This is a genomic window from Bradyrhizobium barranii subsp. barranii (genome assembly GCF_017565645.3).
Taxonomy (GTDB): domain Bacteria; phylum Pseudomonadota; class Alphaproteobacteria; order Rhizobiales; family Xanthobacteraceae; genus Bradyrhizobium; species Bradyrhizobium barranii.
On sequence record NZ_CP086136.1, the window covers coordinates 4,753,011 to 4,773,664 of the forward strand.

The window sequence follows — 20,654 nt, forward strand, 5'->3', positions numbered from 1 at the left end:
GCGTCTTTGGTGCTGGTGATGGCGGCATGCGCCATCCAGCTCCGCGGTGATGGCGACGGAACGGCGTCGAACTCGGCGGGCCCACAGTCCACGAGCGCGCTCGCTTCCAGCCTCGCGCGGTGCCGAACGGTCACGCCGGAACAGACAGCAACCTACGACGACTGTCGTCGGGGCTGGGCTGAGAACCGTCGCCGGTTTTTCGGTCAGAAGGGAAGTGCGACGGCTCCCGCTGGCAGCGACGCGCTCCCCAGCCAACCGTCTGAGTTGTCGCCAAAGGATCAGAGCCGGATGCCGCAAGGTTATCCATCGGTGGCCCTCCCGGAGAGCGAGTAAGCCATGACCGGCACCGGCGTGATCGATCAGTTCCTCGATACCTATACCCGCTATATCGATTCTGGCTTCGGCTTTCTGGGGAGCGAAGTTGGCTTTCTTGCAACGACGTTGGCTGCCATCGACATTACCCTCGCGGCGTTGTTTTGGAGCTGGGGGACAGATGACGATCTGATCGCACGGCTCGTCAAAAAGACTCTGTTCGTCGGCGTCTTCGCCTACCTGATCGGCAACTGGAATAATCTTGCCCGTATCGTATTCGAGAGCTTTGCCGGTCTCGGGCTGAAAGCCTCCGGTACAGGACTGTCATCCGCAGATTTCCTGCGGCCGGGTCGAATCGCCCAGGTTGGGCTCGATGCCGGCCGGCCGATCCTCGACGCGATCTCAGGTCTGATGGGTTACATCAGTTTTTTCGAAAATTTCGTCCAGATCGTCGTTTTGCTGTTCGCCTGGGTCGTGGTGCTGCTCGCCTTCTTCATTCTGGCGATCCAGCTCTTCGTGACTCTCATCGAGTTCAAGCTGACGACACTCGCTGGCTTCGTGCTGATCCCCTTTGGTCTATTCGGCAAGACCGCATTTGCGGCTGAGCGTGTGCTCGGTAACGTCGTCTCGTCAGGCATCAAAGTCCTGGTTCTGGCCGTCATTGTCGGCATCGGCTCGACGCTGTTCTCCCAATTCACGTCTGGGTTCAACGGCGGACAGCCGACCATCGAAGACGCTATGGCGTTGGTGCTCGCGGCATTGTCGCTGCTCGGTCTTGGCATTTTTGGTCCTGGGATCGCTAACGGCCTGGTGTCTGGCGGCCCTCAGCTCGGGGCAGGAGCTGCGGTCGGGACCGGACTTGCAGCGGGCGGCATTGTTGCCGCCGGTGCCGGCTTGGCTGCGGGAGGTGCTGGACTCGCTGGTGGAGCGTTCGCGGGAGCCGCGCGGGGCGGCGCCGCGCTCACAAGCAGTGTGTCAGCGGCTTATCGCAGCGGCGGCCTCAGCGGAGTCGCCGATGCCGGGTTCTCGGCAGTGGCAAGCCCGCTGCGTCGGGCCGCGGCAACTCTCAGTAACAGCGCTCAATCGGCTGGCCAGGCGCCAACCACAGGGAGCGCCGAGACCGCGAACACCGCGTCAGATAGTCCGCCCGATTGGGCGCGGCGGATGAAGCGTGCCCAGACCGTCAGCCATGGCGCATCAGCCGTTACCCATGCCGTTCGCTCAGGCGACCATGGTGGAGGCGGCGCATCGATCGATCTCTCTGAAGGAAACCACTGATGTTTAAACGTCCCTCCGTTCACTACGGCCGCACGCCCGAGCCCGTCACGCCCTATCAAAGAGCAGCGCAAGTCTGGGATGACCGTATCGGGTCAGCCCGCGTGCAGGCAAAGAACTGGCGATTGATGGCATTTGGATGCCTCGCGCTGTCGACGGGTCTCGCCGGCAGTCTCGTCTGGCAATCAACCCAAGGCACGATTACGCCCTGGGTGGTCGAGGTCGATCGTCTTGGCCAGGCCCAGCGGGTGGCACCGGCCAACACCGACTACCAGCCGACTGACCCGCAGATCGCCTACCACCTGGCGCGATTCATCGAGGATGTCCGAGGCCTACCGGCTGACGCCATCGTGTTGCGTCAGAATTGGCTGCGCGCCTATGACTTCACGACCGATCGCGGTGCCGCCGCCCTCAATGACTACGCCCGCACCAATGATCCCTTTGCCAGGCTCGGCAAAGTGCAGGTGTCGGTCGAGGTATCCAGTGTTATCCGCGCATCGACGGAGAGTTTTCGAGTGGCATGGGTTCAGCGTGCCTACGACAACGGGTCTCTCAGTTCAACCGAGCGCTGGACAGCCATTCTCTCCGTCGTGATCGAGACGCCGCGCGATGCCGATCGCCTGCGCAAGAACCCGCTCGGTGTCTACGTTCACGCCATCAACTGGTCGAAGGAGCTTGGGCAGTGAATACGCAATTTCGCAATAGGACTTCTCCGCGCCGTGCTTCATGCAGACGCTCCGTCTCATTCAGATCAGATGGTTTGGCGTTCCGAAAGGCGATACTTCCAGCACTGTTGCTGTGCGCTTCGGCATTGGGTGGTTGCTCCACGTTCACGCCGCCCGAGATCAGCTACGACAGTGATATTCCGCCATTGCCTCAGCCGCCCGTACCTGCCGACGACAAGCCGCGGCCGCTTCATGTTCCTCCACTGTGGAAACCGGCCCTTGGCGGTAAGTTCGGTACTAAGGAAGAAACCGAGCCGGTGAGCCGCGTCGAGACTGCGAACAGCGCGGCTCGGGTCGAACCACGCAAAAAGGGATATTTTAACGCCGCACAAGTCTACGCCTACAGTCCGGGTGCGCTGTACCAAGTTTACGCCGCGCCCGGACAGATCACCGATATCGCGCTCGAGGAGGGTGAACAACTCACGGGATCGGGTCCGGTCGCGGCAGGCGACACCGTTCGTTGGGTCGTCGGCGACACCGAAAGCGGCAATGGAGATACACGCCGCGTCCATATTCTGGTGAAGCCGACCCGCGCTTCGATCGAAACCAATCTTGTCGTCAACACCGATCGGCGCACGTATCTGATCGAGCTACGCGCCCGCGAAAAACCCTACATGCCTTCGGTCGCCTGGTACTATCCGCAGGATAGGTTGGGAAGGGTGCGGCCCGTGTCTTTGACGCCGGTGCTACCCGATTCGACGCAGCGTCGTTTCCGCTATGCCATTGAGGGCGACGGTCCGCCCTGGCGGCCGCTGACCGCTTATGACGACGGACGCAAGGTCTATATCGAGTTCCCGCAGGGCATCGTTCAAGGCGAGATGCCGCCTCTCTTCGTCATTGGCCACGATGGCAAGAACGAGATCGTGAATTACCGCGCCTACGGCAACGTCCTGATTGTCGACCGGCTCTTTGCTGCCGCGGAGTTGCGGCTCGGTGGCGAGCACCAGCAGAAAGTCCGGATTGTCCGGACCGATGGGAGGTCGTCGTCATGAGCACCCTTCAGAGCAATGACAGTAACGAGCAGCCTGGCGAGCCAAACAGGTCGGAAGAATTGGCGCATGGGTTCCGGTTGCGAGCAGATCATCCGCGCGTCACGCGGCTGTCCCGTAAGGTCCTGGCGGGAGGGACCGCAGTTGCATTGGTCCTTGTTGGGGGTGCCGTGCTTTGGGCCCTCCAAAACAACCGCTCCCGCGGACCCGCGCCGGACGAACTTTACAGCACCGATCATCATAACGTCGCTGATGGCCTCGCCGGATTGCCGCGGGACTATGCTGGTGTTCCGCGTCAGGTGCCCTCGCTGGGCCCACCGCTTCCTGGTGATCTCGGCCGCCCGATCCTTGCCGCTCAGGGACAGACGCCAACCCCAACCACGACGGGCTTCGATCAGGAGCAGCAGCGCCGCGACCAGGAGATCGAAGCCGCGCGCGTGAGCCGTCTGTTCGCCTCCACCAATATTCGCGAGACGACGCCCGCTGCAGCCCAGGCTTCGAGCGTGGACCGAGCCGCTTCATCGTCCATGCCGGGAACTGATGACGGCTTTGCGCAGAATGGCCAGGATCGCAAACTTGCCTTCGTCAATGCGTCGGTTGACCGCCGTACCACAAGCCCGGACCGCGTCACGAAACCAGCTTCTCCGTATGTGGTTCAGGCAGGGACCGTTATTCCTGGGGCTCTCATTACCGGAATCCGGTCGGATCTCCCTGGACAAATTACCGCGCAGGTGACCGAAAATGTCTATGACACACCCACCGGTCGCTTGCTGCTCGTCCCGCAGGGAGCGCGCTTGATCGGCGTCTACGACAGCCAGGTCGCGTTCGGCCAGTCTCGTGTCCTGCTGGTTTGGACTCGGTTGATCATGCCGAATGGTCGCTCGATCGTTCTGGAGCGACAGCCAGGCGCGGATGCGGCAGGATATTCGGGGTTGGAAGATGAAGTCGACAACCATTGGGGCGAACTGTTCAAGGCTGCTGCGCTTTCCACATTGCTAGCTGTCGGCACCGAGCTTGGCGCTGGCTCCGACACCAACAGCAATGACAGTGCAGTTATCCAGGCCTTACGACACGGAGCAGGGGACTCGCTGAATCAAACCGGCCAGCAAGTTGTCCGTCGCAGCCTCAATATTCCGCCGACGTTGACCATACGTCCCGGATTCCCGGTGCGCGTTATCGTCAATCGCGATCTCGTTCTCGAGGCTTACAGAGGGTGATACCAAATGGCGAAACTGAAACTCACAGCCCTTCAAGACGACAAGCCGGTCAAAGTCACTCTTGAGCTACCAGCGCCCGTTCATCGAGATCTTGTCGCGTATGCTGAAGCATTGGCGGGTGAATCCGGCCAGCAGATCGATCCGACCAAGTTGATTCCGCCCATGTTAGCGCGATTTATGGCCACTGACAGAGGGGTCGCCCGGCTGAGGCGCAGCCTTCACTCACCATCAACGGGCGGTGATGGATAGCGCTCGGCCAAGAGCGCCAAGAACCGCTGAAGAGCGGGATTTTCGTTGTCCTCTCGCCAATGAGCATGGAAGCTTATTCGACTTGGACCGGTACCGTCCTGTATTTCGCGATAAGTCAAACCAGCAAAGCTGGCGCCGATATCTGATTCCATCACCAAACTAATTCCTAGTCCCATACTGATAAGGCTCTTTACGATACCGCGGCTGACATCATGACGTTCGATCCTAGGGCGCTTTTCTTCAGCCACCAAGTTAGACACCAGCAGATCCTCTATATCTGTTCCTGGATCATATTGGCTCAATAGGACCGTTTCATTCCGAAGATCGGTCCAATGGATGTCCTCGTGCGAGGCGAGGGGATGGTCTTTCGGAAGCAGGATCAAGATGCGCTCGCTCCAGACCGGGAGACGCGCGCTATCCGACAATGGGCCTTGTCCAGGAACAATCGCGATATCGATCGTACCATTCCGGAGTGCGCTCATGAGACGGATACGCGATCGTTCGACCGTTGCTAGTTCGACTTGGGGCGCGCGATGTTTAAATTCAGTAAGGCTTGCCCTCAAGTTGCCGGCGGAAATTGACGTGCAAAAGCCTATCGAGAGACGCCCCGAGTCGCCGTTGCCGCTAGATCGGCCCGTTACGACCAGTATGTCGACTTGTTCGAGGATCATTCGCGACATTCGCAGAATGCGTCGTCCGGCAAGAGTCGGAACAACTCCCACGCGCGATCGCTCAAATAATGTCGCTCCGACCCAGTGCTCAAGTTGACGAATCGAGCGGCTCAGCAAGGAATGACGAATGCCAAGCATCTCTGCTGCCTGCCGAAAACTTCCACAGTCGGCAGCAGCAACCGCTGAACGGAGATGATTTAGACCGATATTGTTTGCTCCGGCAATCGGCATTTCGGTGTGCGCTTCGTCATCACGTCCAATTTTTGCCTACCCGGCAGCGACTATCCGAATGATGATCTTCGAGGCGGTCCTCGGTTTCCTGGGGCTTGGCACGAAACTGGTGCGTCTCCTCGTTCGCGGCGACGGCACCGGTGGCTCCCGGAAAGAATGATAGTTACGTATCTTGAGGTCTGCTCGTGGGTCGATCAGTTCCCAGAAACGATCGAAACCTCTCGGATTGAGGATTGGCCATGATGTCGCGCGGCGCGCCATGCTCCACGATCACGCCACCGTCCATGAAGATGACGCGATCGGCAACCTCTCGGGCGAATCCCATCTCATGCGTGACCACGATCATCGTCATGCCTTCGTTGGCCAATTCCCGCATGACGCGGAGCACTTCGCCGACGAGCTCGGGGTCGAGGGCCGATGTCGCTTCGTCAAAGAGCATAACAGCCGGGCGCATCGCGAGAGCGCGGGCGATTGCCACGCGCTGCTGCTGGCCGCCGGAGAGGCGAGCGGGATATTGGTCGGCCTTGTCGGCCAAGCCGACCTTCTCGAGCAACTCCAGCGCCTGCTTCCTCGCTTCAGTCTTGTCTCGGTGTTGGACCGACACTGGCCCCATCATAACGTTCTGTAGGACGGTCCGATGCGGGAACAGATTGAAGCTTTGAAAGACCATGCCGACATGCTCACGGTTCTTCGCAACCACCTTCTCATCAAGCATGCGGCGATGGCCTTCGCTGCCGCTCCTATAGCCGACCGGTGCGCCATCCACTGTGATGGTGCCGTCCTCGAATGTCTCAAGGAAGTTGACGCAGCGCAGCATGGTGGACTTGCCCGATCCGCTCGGGCCCAGAACGACTACGACTTCACCGCGCCGGACATCGAAAGAAACGCCGTTCAGGACACGATGCGTCCCGAAGGATTTCACGAGGCCATTTACCGACACGACGATGGGCGATTCAGCGGATATGGTCATGGGCACCCTCATTGATCGAAGGAGAGTTTCCGCTCGCAATAGTTCGCGAGCAGCGAAATGGGGTAGCAGATCAAAAAGTAGATCAGCATGACCCCCAGGAAGATTTGGAAAGCCGCGAGTGTTCTCTCCACGACCTCGCGAGCCGCAAAGGAGAGTTCCCAGGCTCCGACGACCGAGGCGTAAGAGGTCTGCTTGATCGCCATAAGCGAGATGTTGAGGATCGGCGCAATCGAGAGACGGGCTGCCTGAGGGAGGACGACCTCACGGAGCATCGTCAGCCGCCGCATGCCAAGGCTCTTAGCTGCTGCGATCTGGCCGGTCGGCACGGCTGCTATGGCGCCGCGCACTGCCTCGGTGACGAAGGCGCCGACATAGAAGATCATCGATATCATGACTGCGGCGTAGGCGCTGAGACGGATTCCAAATGCCGGGAAAGTGTAGAAGCCGAGAAACATCACGACCAATACCGGAATGCCCCGAAATACGAAGACGTAGGACGTAACGATCGCCCGGAGGATCGGTCCGCTGCCGCTCGCGATTGTTCCAACGACCGCGCCAAGAAACGTGCCAGCTATGACGACGACGAAGGCAAGCCAAAGCGTCACCAGAGCACCCTGCAACAGGTAGGGCAGATTTGCGAGAAGGACGGATATGCTCATCCGAGCCTCCGCGCGAAGCGCATCTCGCTGATCCGAAACCCGACGCCGATGACGGAAGTCAGGATCAGATAGAGCGCTGCAACGAGAATGAAGACTTCGAAGGATGCCCCTGATCTTTCGATGATGACCTTGCCCGATAGCGTCAGGTCGAGCACACCGATCGCCGATACGAGAGACGTATCCTTCACAAGGACGATCAGTTGGTTCGAGACGGGTGCCATGACCTTGATAACGGCCTGCGGAAGAACGATCAGGCGAAAAACCGCCCAACGACGCATGCCGATCGCCTGTCCCGCCTCCCACTGCTTGGTGCCCACGGCCGCGATGCCGCTGCGAATGAGCTCAGACAAAAAGGCTGCGTGCTGAAGCGCGACGGCGAGGACACCGCAGGTGATCTCACCCCAGAAGATTCCCACGAGTGGCAGGCCGAAGAAGAGGAGGTACATCTGGACGAGGAGCGGTGTATTCCTCATCACCTCGACATAGGCTCGTACAAGAGCGCTGGGTAGCCGCCAGCCGGCGACGCGCGGCACAGTGAGAAGCACGCCGATTGCGAGAGCCGTCGGCGCCGCGAGCGCCGCGACAGCGATGGTAACGAGCATCCCGTTCCAGAGTTGCGGAAGGTAGCGGACGGCGAAGTTGCCAAACTGTGACCAATCCATCACCCGCCCTCTCTGCGCAGTCGATCAGTTATTGTTGAGATACCACTTTGCATTCTTCGGCTTTTCGCCGAACCACTTCTCGTAGATCGCGCTGTACTCGGCGAAGAGATACCCGCCGGTCATCTCGGACACGACGAGATCGAGGTACTGCCAGAGCCGGAAGTCGCCTGGCTTCATGAAGATGCCCGTGTTGACGACATCCGTCAGGCGAGTTTCCATCACGCGCATGTCCGGGTTGGACTTGACATACCAGGCGGCGACGGGAGCATCGAGCTGAGCGGCCTGGGCTCGGCCAAGCTTCACAGAGTTGAATTGCGAGGCGATGCCGTCAAAGGTCTGGAGCTTGGCCTGCGGGAAGAGGCGCTTGGCGCGCTCCTCCTGGGTCGGCGTGGTCAGATTGGCGATGGTGATGTTCGGCTTGTTCAAATCGTCGAGCGTCTTGAAGGGCGCATCCTTGCGGACGATGAGGACGATGCCGCCATCGATATAGTTGCGGGTGAACGCGACCCGCTGCGCGCGGTCGGCGTAGATGGTTGTCGTCTGCGCGCCAAAGTCGATCGTGCCGTTCTGGGCATTGGGCCAGCGCTGGGCTGCGCTCTGGCGAATGAACTCGACCTTGTTGGGGTCACCGAAAGTCGCTTTGGCGATCAGCCGGGCAACATCGATGTCGAAGCCGACCAGCTCCCCCTTCTCGTCGACGAAGCCGAAAGGAGGTGACTCGCTCGACACGCCGACGACCAGCTTGCCCCGCGCCAGGATTTCATCCAGCCTGGACTTCTCCTGAGCGTGGCTCGCCCCGGCCGCGAGCGCGAACCCGCAGAATGCCGCAACCAGACCGGTGACGAACCGGAGTCCATAGCTTCGCATGTCCATGTTCCATTGGTTGTTGGAAAGATGTGGCCTTTGCTCAACGACTAGCGCTCGACTTGCCGCGGCGAAAGAACACGGTTCCTGACGGAGCACGTTAGAAATAGTTACGCTGCCAACGTTTTAGAGGCGGCAATTGAGGGCCGCTCGCTCCAGGGCCGCCAATGCAGCGGCAACGATAGGGCGCCGGGATGTGCCCTTGGGAACGGCGCTGAATATGTGTCTGTGTAAGGCGGGCGCAATGGGAAGAACGCGAAAGTCGGGATCCTTGTCGAGGGGCTGCACCGCAAGACCGGGCAGGACTGTTACGAATTGTCCGGTGCGTACCATCTCAAGGGTGGCAGAAATATTACGAGCGCTGCAGCCAATCTTCATTTCGAATCCGGCAGCCAAGCACGCGTTAGTCAAGTTCTGCTGATAGGCGACCGCCGTTTGGTTGATCGCCCACTTCTCGTTCGAGAGATCCTTGAGCTCTATGCTTGTCAAGTCGGCCTTCGCGAAGCGGTGGTCTGACGAAAGGATCGCACTCAAGGCGTCGACATAGAGGGGGTGGAATTCGAGGGCCTGTTGGTACGCACTTGCATCGGCATAATCGTCGACAATTGCGATATCGACCTGCTTGGCGACGGTTGCCTTGAGGCCTTCGGTCGGCTCGAGTTCGACGAAGCTTGCATCGATCAGGGGGTGTGTCTTGTGGAGATAGCCCAAGGCTCTTGGAACGATGCTGGTCGCGACACTCCCGAATGCGGCAAGTCGTAGTTCGCCCGCAGGAGGTCCGTCCTTCTCGTCGAGCTCGGCTTGGATGCGCTCTGCCAGTTGCAGCAGCGGCGTGACGCGATCCAGGAGTTGCTGCCCTTTGGTTGTCAGGCGCAGCCCTCCTGCCGAACGCTCGAAAAGTACCGCTCCCGCCTCGCGTTCGAGCAGCGCCAACTGTTGCGACACGGCTGGCCGTGTCTGGCCGAGCGCTCGTGCCACCGCCGAGATCGTGCCGAGCTCGGAAAGCTCATGAAAGAGACGTAGTCGTGAAAGACTGAGGGCCAAACTCGCATATCTCCAAAGAACCAGAGAGTAAGAATTTCTTTCGCCTCGCGTCAATTGGACTGGTCTTCCGGGGCCGGTCGAACCGGCCCAAAACCGGCGGCATCACCCTTGTGATCGCGATCATCGCGAAGATGAGGCCGCGATCGCCGAGTTTTGACCGGCCTATTGGCCAATATCGCGAGGATTTATCGATGCCGACGATCGCCTTCTTGGGTGTTGGCCGCATGGGTTCACATATGGCGCGTCGGCTTGCCGAAGCCGGACATAAGGTGCGGGCCTTCGATCCCAACGCGCCGGCCGTCGCCAAGCTTGCCCCGGCTGGCGTGGAAGCTGCCGCAAGCCCCACGGCCGCTGCCGCTGGAGCCGATTTTATTCTGGCGAGCCTCCCTTCTCCAGTGGCCCTGAGGGCGGCAGTAACCGGTGAGGACGGGATCCTCGCCGCTGCGAAGAAGGGCGCGACAGTGGTCGATTTCAGTACGGTAGACCCCGCGACCACCAAGGCGGTCGCTGCGATCTGCGACAAAGCCGGGATCAACTATCTCGATGCGCCCGTCAGCGGCGGCGTCGCCGGCGCAGAAAATGGCAAGCTCCTGATCATGATCGGGGGCGACCAGACCGTGCTGGATGCGACGCGCCCTGTGCTTGAGACGCTGGCTGGCAAGATCATTCATTGCGGCCCGGTCGGTTCCGGACAACTTATGAAGTTGAGCCACAACCTGTTGACCGCGATCAACACGGTAGCACTCGGCGAGGTGCTGGCAGCTAGCGTGAAGTCCGGCGCGAAGCTCGACGTGTTGCTCGAGGTTCTCGGCGGAGGTCTCGCCGGCAGCAAGATGCTGGATTGGCTCGGCAAGACGCTCTTTACGCAGGAGCGGCCAGCCTTTTTCGCGCTCGACCTGATGCACAAGGACATCTCGCTCGCACTCGACGAGTTCACGGCTTCACCGATGTATCTCGGGCAGCTCGTTCGCCAGATCTACAATACCGCCCGCGCGGACGGTCTGGGCGGAAAGGATTCCACTAGCGTCTCGGAGGTCTACGAGCGTTTGCTCAAGGTCAATCTCCGTCAGCCCGCAGCATGATTTCGAAGAATAGGAACGAACAAATGAGAGCGCAACGCACCACCACCAGCTACGATTCCGAACTGACGTTGCCCCGCTCCGGGCTGCTTGGCAACTTCATCGGCGGAAAGTGGATCAAGCCGGTCTCGGGCCGCACGATGGCAGTCGAGAATCCCTGCCGACGCGACACCATCGCCATGGTCGGGGCTGCGGAGAAGCAGGACGTCGATGCCGCAGTCGCGGCGGCCAAGGCGGCCTTTCCGAACTGGCGCCGCATGGCGGCACGAGCCCGCGGCGCGCTTTTGACTGAACTCGGCAATCGCGTATCGGCGCATGCCGAAGAGATCGCCAACATCCTCGCGGCCGAAACGGGTAACGCGCTGCGCACGCAAAGCCGACCTGAGGTCGCGAGCACTGCCGAGGTCCTGCGCTACTACGGCGGCGTGGTATCCGAGCAGAAGGGCGAGACGTTGCCGCTCGGCCCGGGGATATTCAGCTACACTACGCGAGAGCCGCTTGGCGTCGTCGGCGCGATCATCCCCTGGAATTCGCCCCTCGTACTCGCGGCCGTGAAGATCGGCATGGCGCTCGGCACCGGTAACACGCTGGTTCTGAAGCCTGCCGAGGACGCGCCGCTAGCGGTCATCAAGGTCGCGGAACTTGCAGCCGACATCTTCCCAGCCGGCGTCTTCAATGTCGTCACCGGAACGGGCATCGAGGCCGGTGCGCCGCTTTCGAACCATCCCGACGTGTCGAAGATCTCGTTCACAGGCTCGGTCGAGGTGGGAAAGCTCGTGGCGCATGCCGCCGCCGACCGCATTGCGAAGGTCACCCTTGAGCTCGGCGGCAAGAGTCCCTGCGTCGTCTATCCAGATGCGGCGACGCCCGAGCAACTCGATACCTGCGCGACAAACGTCATCAATGCCATGCGCTTCGCGCGCCAAGGGCAGTCCTGCACGGCGGGCTCGCGGCTCTTCATCCACCGGGACGTGTTCGCGCCGGTGGTTGCAAAGGTTGTCGAGAAGCTGAAGGCCATGAAAGTCGGCGACGCGCTCGACGAGGCCTCTGACATCGGCGCGATCATCAACGCCGAACGCTACGGAGAGGTTTGCGCTTTTATCCGTGAGGCCGTCGATCGTGGCGCGAAGGTGGAGATTGGCCAGGTCCCAGCTCCCGCCAACGACACCGACGGCTTCATGCCGGGCCCCGTCGTGCTGACGGGCGTCGACAATAGCTGGCGGGTTGTGCGCGAGGAGGTCTTCGGGCCTGTCCTGGTTGCGATCCCCTGGACGAATGAAGACGAGATGATCGGCTGGGCGAACGACACCCATTACGGTCTCGCCGCCTACATCTTCACGAACGACATCACCACCGCCCTGCGCGCAGCGGAGCGAATCGATGCAGGCTGGCTCCAGATCAACCGTGCCGGCGGGCAGATCCCGGGCATGTCCTACGGCGGCGCCAAACAGAGCGGCATCGGTGCCGAATATTCCATCGAAGGAGCCCTCGAGAGCTACACCTATCGCAAGAGCGTGACCGTCACGGTGTGAGCCGAACAGACAGGCCAAGAGGTCTCCATGGTTATGCTCTTAACCGAAGACTCCACCGGTCCGGACCCTCTTCTGGCCATGGCGGGCGAGCGGTTTGATCGTCTGATGACGATTGAATCCCGTCCTCTTTCGGGCGGGCTTCCACCGGGTCTCGTCGTTCCGATGTACGAGATCTGCCGTCGTCATCACGGCGAGCCGTTGTCCACGTTGGCAGCCAGGGCACTCATGTCGCGCGTCGTCTACGGTGACAACGTCATCGTGGCGACAGGTGCCGGCGTTCCGCCCAAACTCCCGCAGGGCGAAACCGACGGACCGCCAGGCGCCGCTGTCCTTGCCCGGGCCATAGCTCTCGGTCTTGGCGCCCAGGTCACGATCGTCTCGGAAGAGGCTCATTCTAAGCCGGTGGAGGCCTGCGCCGCGCTCGTTGGATCCTTCACGGCAAGGCCGATCAAGGTGGAGACTATCCCGCCTCATCCTAAGTATGGGCCCAAGGCCGTCGAGGCGCTGATGGCGCGATACCAGCCATCGGCAATCGTCTTCGTCGAGCTCGACGGCCCCAACCCCGATGGTCTTTTCCACGGTGTCCGGGGCGACCGTCGCCCTGCAGGCACGATGGCGCATCTTCATTTGCTCGCGGAGGCCGGACGCGCGGCGAAGCGCTTGACGATAGGAATTGGCGACGGCGGTAACGAGGTCGGCTTCGGCGCGGTGCGGACCGCGCTTGCCGCGTTCCATCCCAACAGCTTCGTTGTCACGGCAGTCGAGACAGACGTGGTCGTCAGCGCTGCGATATCGAACTGGGGTGCGTACGCCGTTTGCGCCGGACTTGCTGTCGGAATAGGCAGTCCCGACCTGCTACATAACGATGCTCTCGAAGGGGATCTGATCAGAGCCTGCGTTAGCGCGGGCGCTCGTGATGGCGCTACCGCAAGAACCGAACCCCTCGTTGACGGTGTCCCTGAGAGCGGTCATCGGGGCTTTGTCAGTCTACTCCAAAGCATCGTTGCAAGTTCGTCAAGCGAACCTGGTCCGGATTCGTCGTCGCGTCAGCGATCTCGCGAGGTGACCCAATGACGCCGAGCTACGACCCCGCTGTTGGGCCCGACTTCGTCGGTCTTGTACCGGGCTTGAAGCATCGAGAATGCCTCGCGTGGCGTATTCGCGCGGCAAGACGCTTTCGCCGAATGCTCCTGACAAGAACGCCCATTTCATCGCGCATCGCCGGTCACCTTGGCTCCCTGGTTATCCGCATCGCCAAGTCACACTGGTTCTAGGAGAAGATGATGACAGCCGTCGCCTCGGAGTCGAAAACGCAATCCCCGAAGCCCACAGATCGCTTCGGCAATCCCATCGATCCCATTGTCGGCTTTGCGCGTGGTACCATCATCCGATCCAGTGTCGACGAAGCGCGTCGCCTTCGGCAGGGACAGGCCGTAGCGGCCGATCGTGTCCGCAAGCTCGGCCCGCATTCCATTGGTGTGTTCACAGGAAATCAGCGAGACTTTCCGCTCAAGCCGGAGGATCTTACGACACTGTGCGAGGAATGGGTCGGCCCGGGCCTCTTCGCCGAAGACCTCAGAGTGGCAGCTATCACTCACCTCGGTGGTGAGGACGGGGATGGCGTCGCTGTATTCAATCGCACCAGCGCGGGAATCATTGCCACCATCGTCGCTCATGCCGCCGGCAGCCCCGTGATTTCGGTCGTCCCTCCGGGCGGGCGATCGCACGCTTCGGTGATCCGAGGCTGTTCCATCGCCCGGGTGGAACTCGTCGAAATCGGGGGCGATCGCGACTGGCAGGCGGCTCTGACCAAGGCGAAACCCAACCTCGTCGTCGTCACCACCGTAACGAGCGCCCTCGAGCTTCTGGACGACACCGTGACCTCGGCTGTCGTCAAAGCCACCCACGCGGTCGGCGCTATTGCGTTCGTGGACGACGCTTATGGCGCCCGTCTGCGTCCTGTGCTCCACGGCGGTAAGCCGGGCCTCGCCCTCGGCGCCGATCTCGCGATTACCAATTGCGACAAGGCGGGTCTCGCCGGACCGCGCGCAGGCGTCCTTGCCGGCCGCCCCAATCTTGTCACGGCGGCGTCAGCTAAGGGCGCTGAATTCGGGATGGAGGCACGGGCGCCGATCGCCGCTGGCGCCATGCGGTCTCTCCTGGCTTTTCGGCCCGAGGACCTGCGGGAGGAGGCTCGCTCCGGACAGGCGCTCGCTGTCGCACTCGCCGAGAAGCTGGGTCGTGACCTCGTGGTTGTCAGCGATCTCGGACCAATGGTCGACGAGCAAGATGTGCTCGCCGTTGTCCTGCGGCGCGCCGGCCGTTCCGCCGAAGGCCTCGGGCTCGTTCCCTGCGAGGTCTCCTCTGCGCTCGGCATGGTCCTCCTGCGCGACGCTGGAATCCTCACGGTCAACACCCACGGACAGCCTGGGGCGCGTGTGTCGCTGCGCCTGAAGCCGACACTCGACGCGATCGGGAGAGTTGGCGGCCAGGATGCCGTCGTCGCCGCCGTCGATACTGCACTCGATCATCTCGCCTCGCGGATCGACGATGTATCCGCAATCTCACAGCTCGTTCTCGGAGACCAGGCATGAGCAACGCCAACACTGCCTTTGCGGGCATGGATGACCGGCTCGACCGACTGGTCAATCTCGATCTCGGGGGCCGAGGCGTCGAACATCTTTACGAGGCGGCTCGCGCGCGGCAAGGCGGTGCCCTGTGCGGCGCGGCCGCCGAGGCGCTCGCCGCTATCCCGGTGGGGGCGACGGTCGTGGTGACGACGGGCTCCGTCTCGCGGGCCTGGATTTCGCCCACTATCGGCGAGAACGACGGGCCTGCCGGCGCCGCCGCGGTCGTGCGAGCGCTTGCCCTATCCAAGCGAGCGACCTGTGTCGTTGTCGCGGAGGAGACCCTGCTCGACGGCACCGCCAAGATCCTTACCAGCGCCGGCCTGTCGGTGCTCCCCTACGAGCAGGCGCGGATTGCGAGCGGCGACGGAAGCCTCGCGGTCGCCAGCACGCGCTCCTTTCCCGTGACGGACGCCGAGGCGAAGGCCGCCTCCGCCGCCTTGCTCGATGAATTCAAGCCTGCCTTGGTCTTCTCAACGGAGCGGGTCGGCCGTAACGCCGACGGCATCTATTGCTCGATGCGCGGTATCGACTACGGCATGGGGCGGGCCCGGATTGACTACTTGTTCGACGAGGCGCTCGCCCGCGGGATTCCTAGCGTCTGCGTGGGCGACGGGGGCAATGAGATAGGCATGGGGGTCGTCGCCGACGCCGTGCGGCGCCATGTGAAGTTCGGCGACGCGCGGCCGGAAGGCGGTGCCGGCATCGGAGCGGTGACTGGCACCGATGTCCTAGTCACCGCAGCCTGCTCGAACTGGGGTTGCTACGCCATCCTGGGGGCGCTTGCGGCCCGTCTGAAGAGGCCCGACCTCCTCCATGCGCCAAAAATGGAAGAACACCTGCTGCGTCGCGGTGTCGACATCGGCTTGATCAACTCGGTCGGCAACGTCGTCGATGCTGACGTCGATGGGATTCCTCTCCAGACGCATGTCGCGATGACCGACTTGATCTCCGCGGTCGTTCGACCAGCGTTGCGCTGAAAACAGAGAGGCGCCCAGTGTCAACCGAACCGATTGCACCCTTCCTCGATCTGCGTGGCATACGCGTTTCGTACGGATCAAACGAGGTTCTGAAGGGCGTCGATCTCTCGGTTCGTCAAGGCGAGGTCGTCGTCATCATTGGCCCGAGCGGCAGCGGCAAGAGCTCGCTCCTGCGAACGGTTAACATGCTTCAGCCGGTCGTCGGCGGTGAGATCGTGCTGGAAGGCCAGGACTTGCTCTCCGGCAAGCAGGACGTGAATAAGGTCCGCCAGCGCGTGGGAATGGTGTTCCAGCACTACAACCTGTTTCCGCATCTCACCGTTTTGAAGAATCTCACCTTGGTTCCGCGTCGCGTTTTGAAGGAGCCGACTGCGGAATCGGAAGCTCGCGCCCGAGAGTTGCTCGCGAAGGTCGGTTTGGCAGACAAGGAGAGCAGTTATCCCGACCAGCTTTCGGGAGGCCAGCAGCAGCGTGTCGCGATTGCCCGAGCCCTAATGATGCGTCCTCACGTGATGTTGTTCGATGAGGTCACATCGGCGCTCGATCCTCAGCTCGTACGCGAGGTCTTGAACGTCATGAAGGATCTCGCGCGCTCCGGCATGACTATGCTCGTCGTGACGCACGAAATGAGTTTCGCGCGAGAGGTCGGCGACACACTCGTATTTATGGCCGACGGTGTGGTCGTTGAGAAAGGGCATCCGGCCGACGTCCTCGATCGACCAGGTCACGACCGCACGCGCCAGTTCCTGTCGCACACTGACGTCTGACCTACTTTTTTCGCCATACCAAGATCAACAGGAAGGTTGAGATTATGAACATGCTGAAATGCCTAGCCGCGATCGCGGCCCTGTCATTTTCGATAGTGGCGTTGCCGGCCATCGCGCAGTCGAAGGTGGACGTGCCGCTGCCCACGGACCTCGCCACGCCAAAGGTGCTGACGATCGGCATCAATTGCCAGTATCCGCCCGCCGGCTATGTCGGGCTCGATGGAAAGCCTGCCGGCTTTGAGTATGGGCTCGTCAAGCGCATCGCCGAATTTGCCTTCGGCACCGAAGCCGGTCTCCAGACCCAATGTATGAATGACAGCAACCGTATCCCGTTCTTGCAGTCCAGCAAGGTCGACCTCGTGCTCGCGTCGCTTGCCAGAACTCCGGCGCGCGCCGAGCAAATCGACTTCTCGGATCCGATCTGGTTGAGCAATCTCCAGCTTGTTGTGAAGAAGGATTCTCCCATCAACAACTACGCCGACCTCGCCGGTCGCACGGTCGTGACGCCGACAGGGAGCACCTACCAGACCTGGTTACAGAAGTGTCATCCGAAGGCGAACCTGATCACGGCCCAAAGCCCGGCCGATTCCTCCACGATGCTGATCCAGGGGCGTGCTGACGCCTTCGCCTATATCGACGTCTACGACTACAACTTCGTGCAGAACAACAAAAACTTCAAAGTCGTTGGCGAGCTCGCTTCACCTGCGATCCAGGGTATTGGCGTCAAGAAGGGCAATGCGGCCATGCTTGCCTGGATCAACGCAGTGATCGCCAAGATGCGCGAAGAAGATGCCTTCTACAAAGCCTTCGCCGAAGAAGTCAAGGATCCGACGATGGTCGCGAAGTATCGCAATGTCGTCCCGGGGCCGAAGGTCAAGCTCGACTATGCCGGCGTCGATCCCATGGAGTGCAAATCTTGAGGGTCCCGGCAGCGCGATAGCGTCCCAATTCGGCTTGAGCGGAGGTGCGGATCGTGCAGAACGATCTCATGAAAGAGGTAACTGAGCTGCTGGCGGGGCTCGGCAACAGCCTCCTCATCAGCGCGATCGGCATCGCGCTCGGAATTGGGATCGGGCTCGTGCTCGGGGCAATACGCTATGCACGGATCCCCATCACCAACATTGCAATCGTTGGATTCGTAAATGCATTCCGCTGCACGCCGCTCCTCGTACAGATATTCCTCCTGTTCTACGCGCTACCCGACATAGGCATCCGTCTGACGCCATTCGAAACTTCCTGGCTAGCGCTCGCATTGTGGGGCGGTGCTTATCAAACGGAGGTCTTCAGGGCCGCATTCGAAGCTGTGCCGAAAGGCGAAGTGACGGCAGCTCGCGCTCTCGGCTTGCCGGCGTTCCAGACCTTTCTTGACGTCACACTCCCGATCGCGTTGCGCATGGCGATCACCGGAACAACGACCACGGCGATCACGCAGTTCAGATCGTCCTCCTTCATGATCGTCGTCGGCTATCAGGAATTGACTTATGTCGCCAACCGGATCGTGTCGGATACGTTTAAAGTGTTTGAGACCTTCGGCATCGCTTGTCTCATGTACCTGCTGGTGTGCAGCATTCTCAGCGCTTTGTCTCGTACGTTCGAGCGCAGGCTCGCGATTCCGGGGCTGGGAGTAGTTAAATGAACAACTGGGTTTGGCCTGTCACCCTTTACCTTGGTAAGGGCCTTTTGGTCACTTTGTGGATCTCGCTGCTCACCGTCATTTTGGCGACAATGCTTGGTCTCCTGATCGCGGCGCTGTCGCAAAGCACGCTCACGTTCGCGCGCTTTGTCGGACGGCTTTACGTCGAGTTGTTCCGCGGCGTGCCGTCGCTTATGATACTCCTCTTCGTGTTCTTTGCCCTTCCGCAAATTGGTCTCCGCACGGGCCCACTCACTGCCGCAATAATCGGATTGGGGCTCTGGGGCGGGGCGAACATCGGTGAGGTCTTTCGAGGCGCCTTGGATTCAATTCCACATCGCCAAGAGCAGGGCGCCCGAGCGCTTGGCTTGAGCGCAACGGAAGCGCTTGTGTTCGTCATTTTGCCACAAGCATTTCGGCGTGCGTTGCCGCCCTACGTCGGGCAGCTCACTGTTCTCGTCCAGGCGAGTGCACTGACGTCCGTTGTCGGCGTGTCGGATCTCTTGGGATCGGCGCGTCAAATGATAGAAAGACTAGCGTATGTCGGAACCGGAGACTCACACGCCATCGAGATCTATCTGGGTGTGCTGAGCATATTCTTTGTGATCTGCTACTCGTTGACCGGGCTGGCCAGTATGATCGAACGCCGTCTTCGAGTCTGAAAACAATTCCTAGTCGATCGAAACCTTCGAGGGAAAGGCAATTGCCCCGTTTTGGCGAGACCCGATCGACTCCATCGAGGGCTTTGCGCGGAGACGTGTTCTAGTTCAAGCAAAGCCCAAACTACACCGAGAGCGCGCCCATACCCGTCAGATCATCGCCTAAAAAGCAGCCGTGCGGACGACCATCGACCGTCAACGCTAACTTACAAGGATTGTGCAATGAGCATCTACAGCGGACCGGTGTTCGCAATGGCGCAGGAGCAGTTTAATCTTGTCGCAGACTACATCGGAATCGAATCGGAACATCGTGACCGGTTGCTATACCCGAAGCGCGCGATCAGCGTGTCGATACCGCTGCACACAGACGATGGGCGAACAAAAGTGTTCCAAGGGTATCGTGTTCAGCATCATCTTACTTTGGGACCGACAAAGGGCGGTACTCGATTCTCGCCGCAGTTAGATGTTGGCGAAGTCGCTGCCTTAGCGATTTGGATGAGTTGGAAATGCGCATTGTCGGGGTTGCCTTATGGTGGCGCTAAGGGCGGAGTTGCCTGCGATCCCAATAGCCTCTCCGCGCGCGAACTCGAGGCGATAAGCCGCCGCTACATGCAAGAGATGATTCCTTTCGTAGGACCGAATACGGATGTCATGGCGCCCGACATGGGGACGAATGAACAAGTCATGGCCTGGTTCATGGACACGTACTCCATGTACAAGGGGCACGCGATCAATGAGATAGTAACCGGGAAGCCCGTCGCGATTGGCGGCACTGCGGGACGGCGGGAGGCGACTGGACGGGGTGTTGCGCATCTCGTCAAACGCGCGCTGGAGTCAATTCAGCTCGATTCGTCCAGATCGACAGCGATCGTTCAAGGGTTTGGCAACGTAGGAAGTATCTCGGCGTATATTTTGGCCCGAGAGATGGGCGTGAGAATTGTAGGTCTGAGCGATCACACGGCTGCCTACTACGATCCCGCTGGACTACCGGTAGATGCGATTGAGCGCTACGTCGGTCAGAAGCGGTATTTGGCTGGCTGGTCCAACGAGTCGGCCATTGATCCTTCGGAGCTTTTGACCCGCGAATGTGACATTTTGATCCCCGCCGCCACCGAACAGGTCATTACAGCCACAAATGCTTCGGAGCTTTCGTGTCGGATTCTAGCCGAGGGAGCAAATGGTCCGACAACGCCAGATGCCGACGCGATTATCGAAGAACGAGGCGATATCTTTGTATTGCCGGATATCCTCTGCAACTCCGGCGGAGTGATCGTTTCCTATTTTGAGTGGGTTCAAGACCTGCAGCGGCTCTTCTGGACCGAGAAAGAAGTGAATGATCGATTGAAAGACATCCTAAATGTGACTTTCGATCGGGTCATTCGCCGCGCCCGCAAAGATGCCATTTCCCACCGCATGGCTGCAATGGCGATAGGGATTGAAAAGGTTCGTGAAGGGAAAAAGCTGCGTGGATTGTTTCCTTAATTGAGCTTGGCGTGGTCATCCAACCCG

General features: G+C 60.6%; 23 protein-coding genes. 16 read left to right on the forward strand and 7 right to left on the reverse strand.

The genetic code is table 11. The features are described 5' to 3' along the window. Positions 1-18 precede the first annotated feature (18 nt). The 6 genes from trbK-alt to J4G43_RS22495 all read left to right on the forward strand — a co-directional run bounded on the left by trbK-alt (position 19) and on the right by J4G43_RS22495 (position 4,767). Positions 19-333 carry a putative entry exclusion protein TrbK-alt gene (trbK-alt, locus tag J4G43_RS22470; protein WP_249814873.1) on the forward strand — a complete coding sequence of 105 codons (315 nt, stop codon included), beginning with the start codon at positions 19-21 and terminating at the stop codon, positions 331-333. Positions 334-336: 3 nt separating this feature from the next. Further along, a complete protein-coding gene (gene trbL, locus J4G43_RS22475; RefSeq protein WP_208086339.1) occupies positions 337-1,590 on the forward strand; it encodes a P-type conjugative transfer protein TrbL in 1,254 nt (417 codons plus the stop codon). Next, complete coding sequence (gene trbF / locus J4G43_RS22480) at positions 1,590-2,273, forward strand: conjugal transfer protein TrbF (protein WP_208086340.1); 684 nt, start codon at positions 1,590-1,592, stop codon at positions 2,271-2,273. Before trbL ends, trbF begins: the two co-directional genes overlap by 1 nt. A 74-nt stretch (positions 2,274-2,347) precedes the next feature. After that, positions 2,348-3,304, forward strand: a complete 957-nt coding sequence (trbG, locus tag J4G43_RS22485; RefSeq protein WP_208086341.1) for a P-type conjugative transfer protein TrbG — start codon at positions 2,348-2,350, stop codon at positions 3,302-3,304. Continuing rightward, positions 3,301-4,518, forward strand: a complete 1,218-nt coding sequence (locus tag J4G43_RS22490; protein ID WP_208086342.1) for a TraB/TrbI/VirB10 family type IV secretion system protein — start codon at positions 3,301-3,303, stop codon at positions 4,516-4,518. Before trbG ends, J4G43_RS22490 begins: the two co-directional genes overlap by 4 nt. A gap of 6 nt (positions 4,519-4,524) precedes the next feature. Then, positions 4,525-4,767, forward strand: coding sequence for a DUF2274 domain-containing protein (locus J4G43_RS22495; RefSeq protein WP_166342318.1), 243 nt, complete (start codon positions 4,525-4,527; stop codon positions 4,765-4,767). Here the strand turns inward: J4G43_RS22495 and J4G43_RS22500 are convergent. From J4G43_RS22500 to J4G43_RS22525, 6 genes are all read right to left on the reverse strand, one after another. Further along, positions 4,737-5,669, reverse strand: coding sequence for a LysR family transcriptional regulator (locus tag J4G43_RS22500; RefSeq protein WP_208086343.1), 933 nt, complete (start codon positions 5,667-5,669; stop codon positions 4,737-4,739). The genes J4G43_RS22495 and J4G43_RS22500 overlap by 31 nt on opposite strands. A gap of 163 nt (positions 5,670-5,832) precedes the next feature. Next, complete coding sequence (locus tag J4G43_RS22505) at positions 5,833-6,639, reverse strand: amino acid ABC transporter ATP-binding protein (RefSeq protein ID WP_208086344.1); 807 nt, start codon at positions 6,637-6,639, stop codon at positions 5,833-5,835. Between the two features lie 8 nt (positions 6,640-6,647). Next, positions 6,648-7,298: an amino acid ABC transporter permease gene (locus J4G43_RS22510; protein WP_208086345.1), complete on the reverse strand. Its 651-nt coding sequence runs from the start codon at positions 7,296-7,298 to the stop codon at positions 6,648-6,650. After that, positions 7,295-7,960: an amino acid ABC transporter permease gene (locus tag J4G43_RS22515; RefSeq protein WP_208086346.1), complete on the reverse strand. Its 666-nt coding sequence runs from the start codon at positions 7,958-7,960 to the stop codon at positions 7,295-7,297. The genes J4G43_RS22510 and J4G43_RS22515 overlap by 4 nt, the downstream gene beginning before the upstream one ends. A 24-nt stretch (positions 7,961-7,984) precedes the next feature. Beyond that, on the reverse strand, positions 7,985-8,827 hold the full coding sequence (locus tag J4G43_RS22520) for a transporter substrate-binding domain-containing protein (RefSeq protein ID WP_225005036.1): 843 nt from the start codon (positions 8,825-8,827) through the stop codon (positions 7,985-7,987). 123 nt (positions 8,828-8,950) lie between these two features. Next, entirely contained in the window at positions 8,951-9,868 is a 918-nt protein-coding gene (locus J4G43_RS22525; RefSeq protein ID WP_208086348.1) for a LysR family transcriptional regulator, read from the reverse strand. A gap of 191 nt (positions 9,869-10,059) precedes the next feature. Here J4G43_RS22525 and J4G43_RS22530 point away from each other — a divergent pair, with 191 nt between their 5' ends. From J4G43_RS22530 to J4G43_RS22540, 3 genes are read left to right on the forward strand one after another with little or no spacing between them, the layout of a single operon-like run. Then, entirely contained in the window at positions 10,060-10,950 is an 891-nt protein-coding gene (locus J4G43_RS22530; RefSeq protein WP_225005037.1) for an NAD(P)-dependent oxidoreductase, read from the forward strand. 23 nt (positions 10,951-10,973) lie between these two features. After that, complete coding sequence (locus J4G43_RS22535; protein ID WP_225005039.1) at positions 10,974-12,479, forward strand: aldehyde dehydrogenase family protein; 1,506 nt, start codon at positions 10,974-10,976, stop codon at positions 12,477-12,479. Between the two features lie 27 nt (positions 12,480-12,506). Next, the gene (locus J4G43_RS22540; RefSeq protein ID WP_208086351.1) at positions 12,507-13,553 is read left to right on the forward strand and encodes a glutamate cyclase domain-containing protein; all 1,047 of its coding nucleotides are present in this window, start codon (positions 12,507-12,509) and stop codon (positions 13,551-13,553) included. Positions 13,554-13,738: 185 nt separating this feature from the next. Here J4G43_RS22540 and J4G43_RS22545 read toward each other — a convergent pair whose 3' ends face one another. After that, positions 13,739-14,155 carry a hypothetical protein gene (locus tag J4G43_RS22545; protein WP_225005041.1) on the reverse strand — a complete coding sequence of 139 codons (417 nt, stop codon included), beginning with the start codon at positions 14,153-14,155 and terminating at the stop codon, positions 13,739-13,741. An 84-nt stretch (positions 14,156-14,239) separates the two neighbouring features. On the opposite strand from J4G43_RS22545, the gene J4G43_RS22550 reads away from it, so the two are divergent. The 7 genes from J4G43_RS22550 to J4G43_RS22580 all read left to right on the forward strand — a co-directional run bounded on the left by J4G43_RS22550 (position 14,240) and on the right by J4G43_RS22580 (position 20,627). Further along, a complete protein-coding gene (locus tag J4G43_RS22550) occupies positions 14,240-15,073 on the forward strand; it encodes a hypothetical protein (RefSeq protein ID WP_225005043.1) in 834 nt (277 codons plus the stop codon). Continuing rightward, a complete protein-coding gene (locus J4G43_RS22555) occupies positions 15,070-16,086 on the forward strand; it encodes a glutamate cyclase domain-containing protein (protein WP_028181943.1) in 1,017 nt (338 codons plus the stop codon). The genes J4G43_RS22550 and J4G43_RS22555 overlap by 4 nt, the downstream gene beginning before the upstream one ends. Positions 16,087-16,103: 17 nt before the next feature. After that, positions 16,104-16,853 carry an amino acid ABC transporter ATP-binding protein gene (locus J4G43_RS22560; RefSeq protein ID WP_081494947.1) on the forward strand — a complete coding sequence of 250 codons (750 nt, stop codon included), beginning with the start codon at positions 16,104-16,106 and terminating at the stop codon, positions 16,851-16,853. A 44-nt stretch (positions 16,854-16,897) separates the two neighbouring features. Next, positions 16,898-17,773, forward strand: a complete 876-nt coding sequence (locus J4G43_RS22565; protein WP_035677874.1) for a transporter substrate-binding domain-containing protein — start codon at positions 16,898-16,900, stop codon at positions 17,771-17,773. A gap of 53 nt (positions 17,774-17,826) precedes the next feature. Further along, positions 17,827-18,489: an amino acid ABC transporter permease gene (locus J4G43_RS22570; RefSeq protein ID WP_225005044.1), complete on the forward strand. Its 663-nt coding sequence runs from the start codon at positions 17,827-17,829 to the stop codon at positions 18,487-18,489. Next, positions 18,486-19,148 (forward strand): amino acid ABC transporter permease, encoded by a 663-nt coding sequence (locus J4G43_RS22575; protein WP_208086353.1) that lies wholly within the window; start codon positions 18,486-18,488, stop codon positions 19,146-19,148. Before J4G43_RS22570 ends, J4G43_RS22575 begins: the two co-directional genes overlap by 4 nt. 219 nt (positions 19,149-19,367) lie before the next feature. Further along, positions 19,368-20,627, forward strand: a complete 1,260-nt coding sequence (locus tag J4G43_RS22580; RefSeq protein WP_208086354.1) for a Glu/Leu/Phe/Val family dehydrogenase — start codon at positions 19,368-19,370, stop codon at positions 20,625-20,627. The last annotated feature ends 27 nt before the right edge of the window (positions 20,628-20,654 follow it).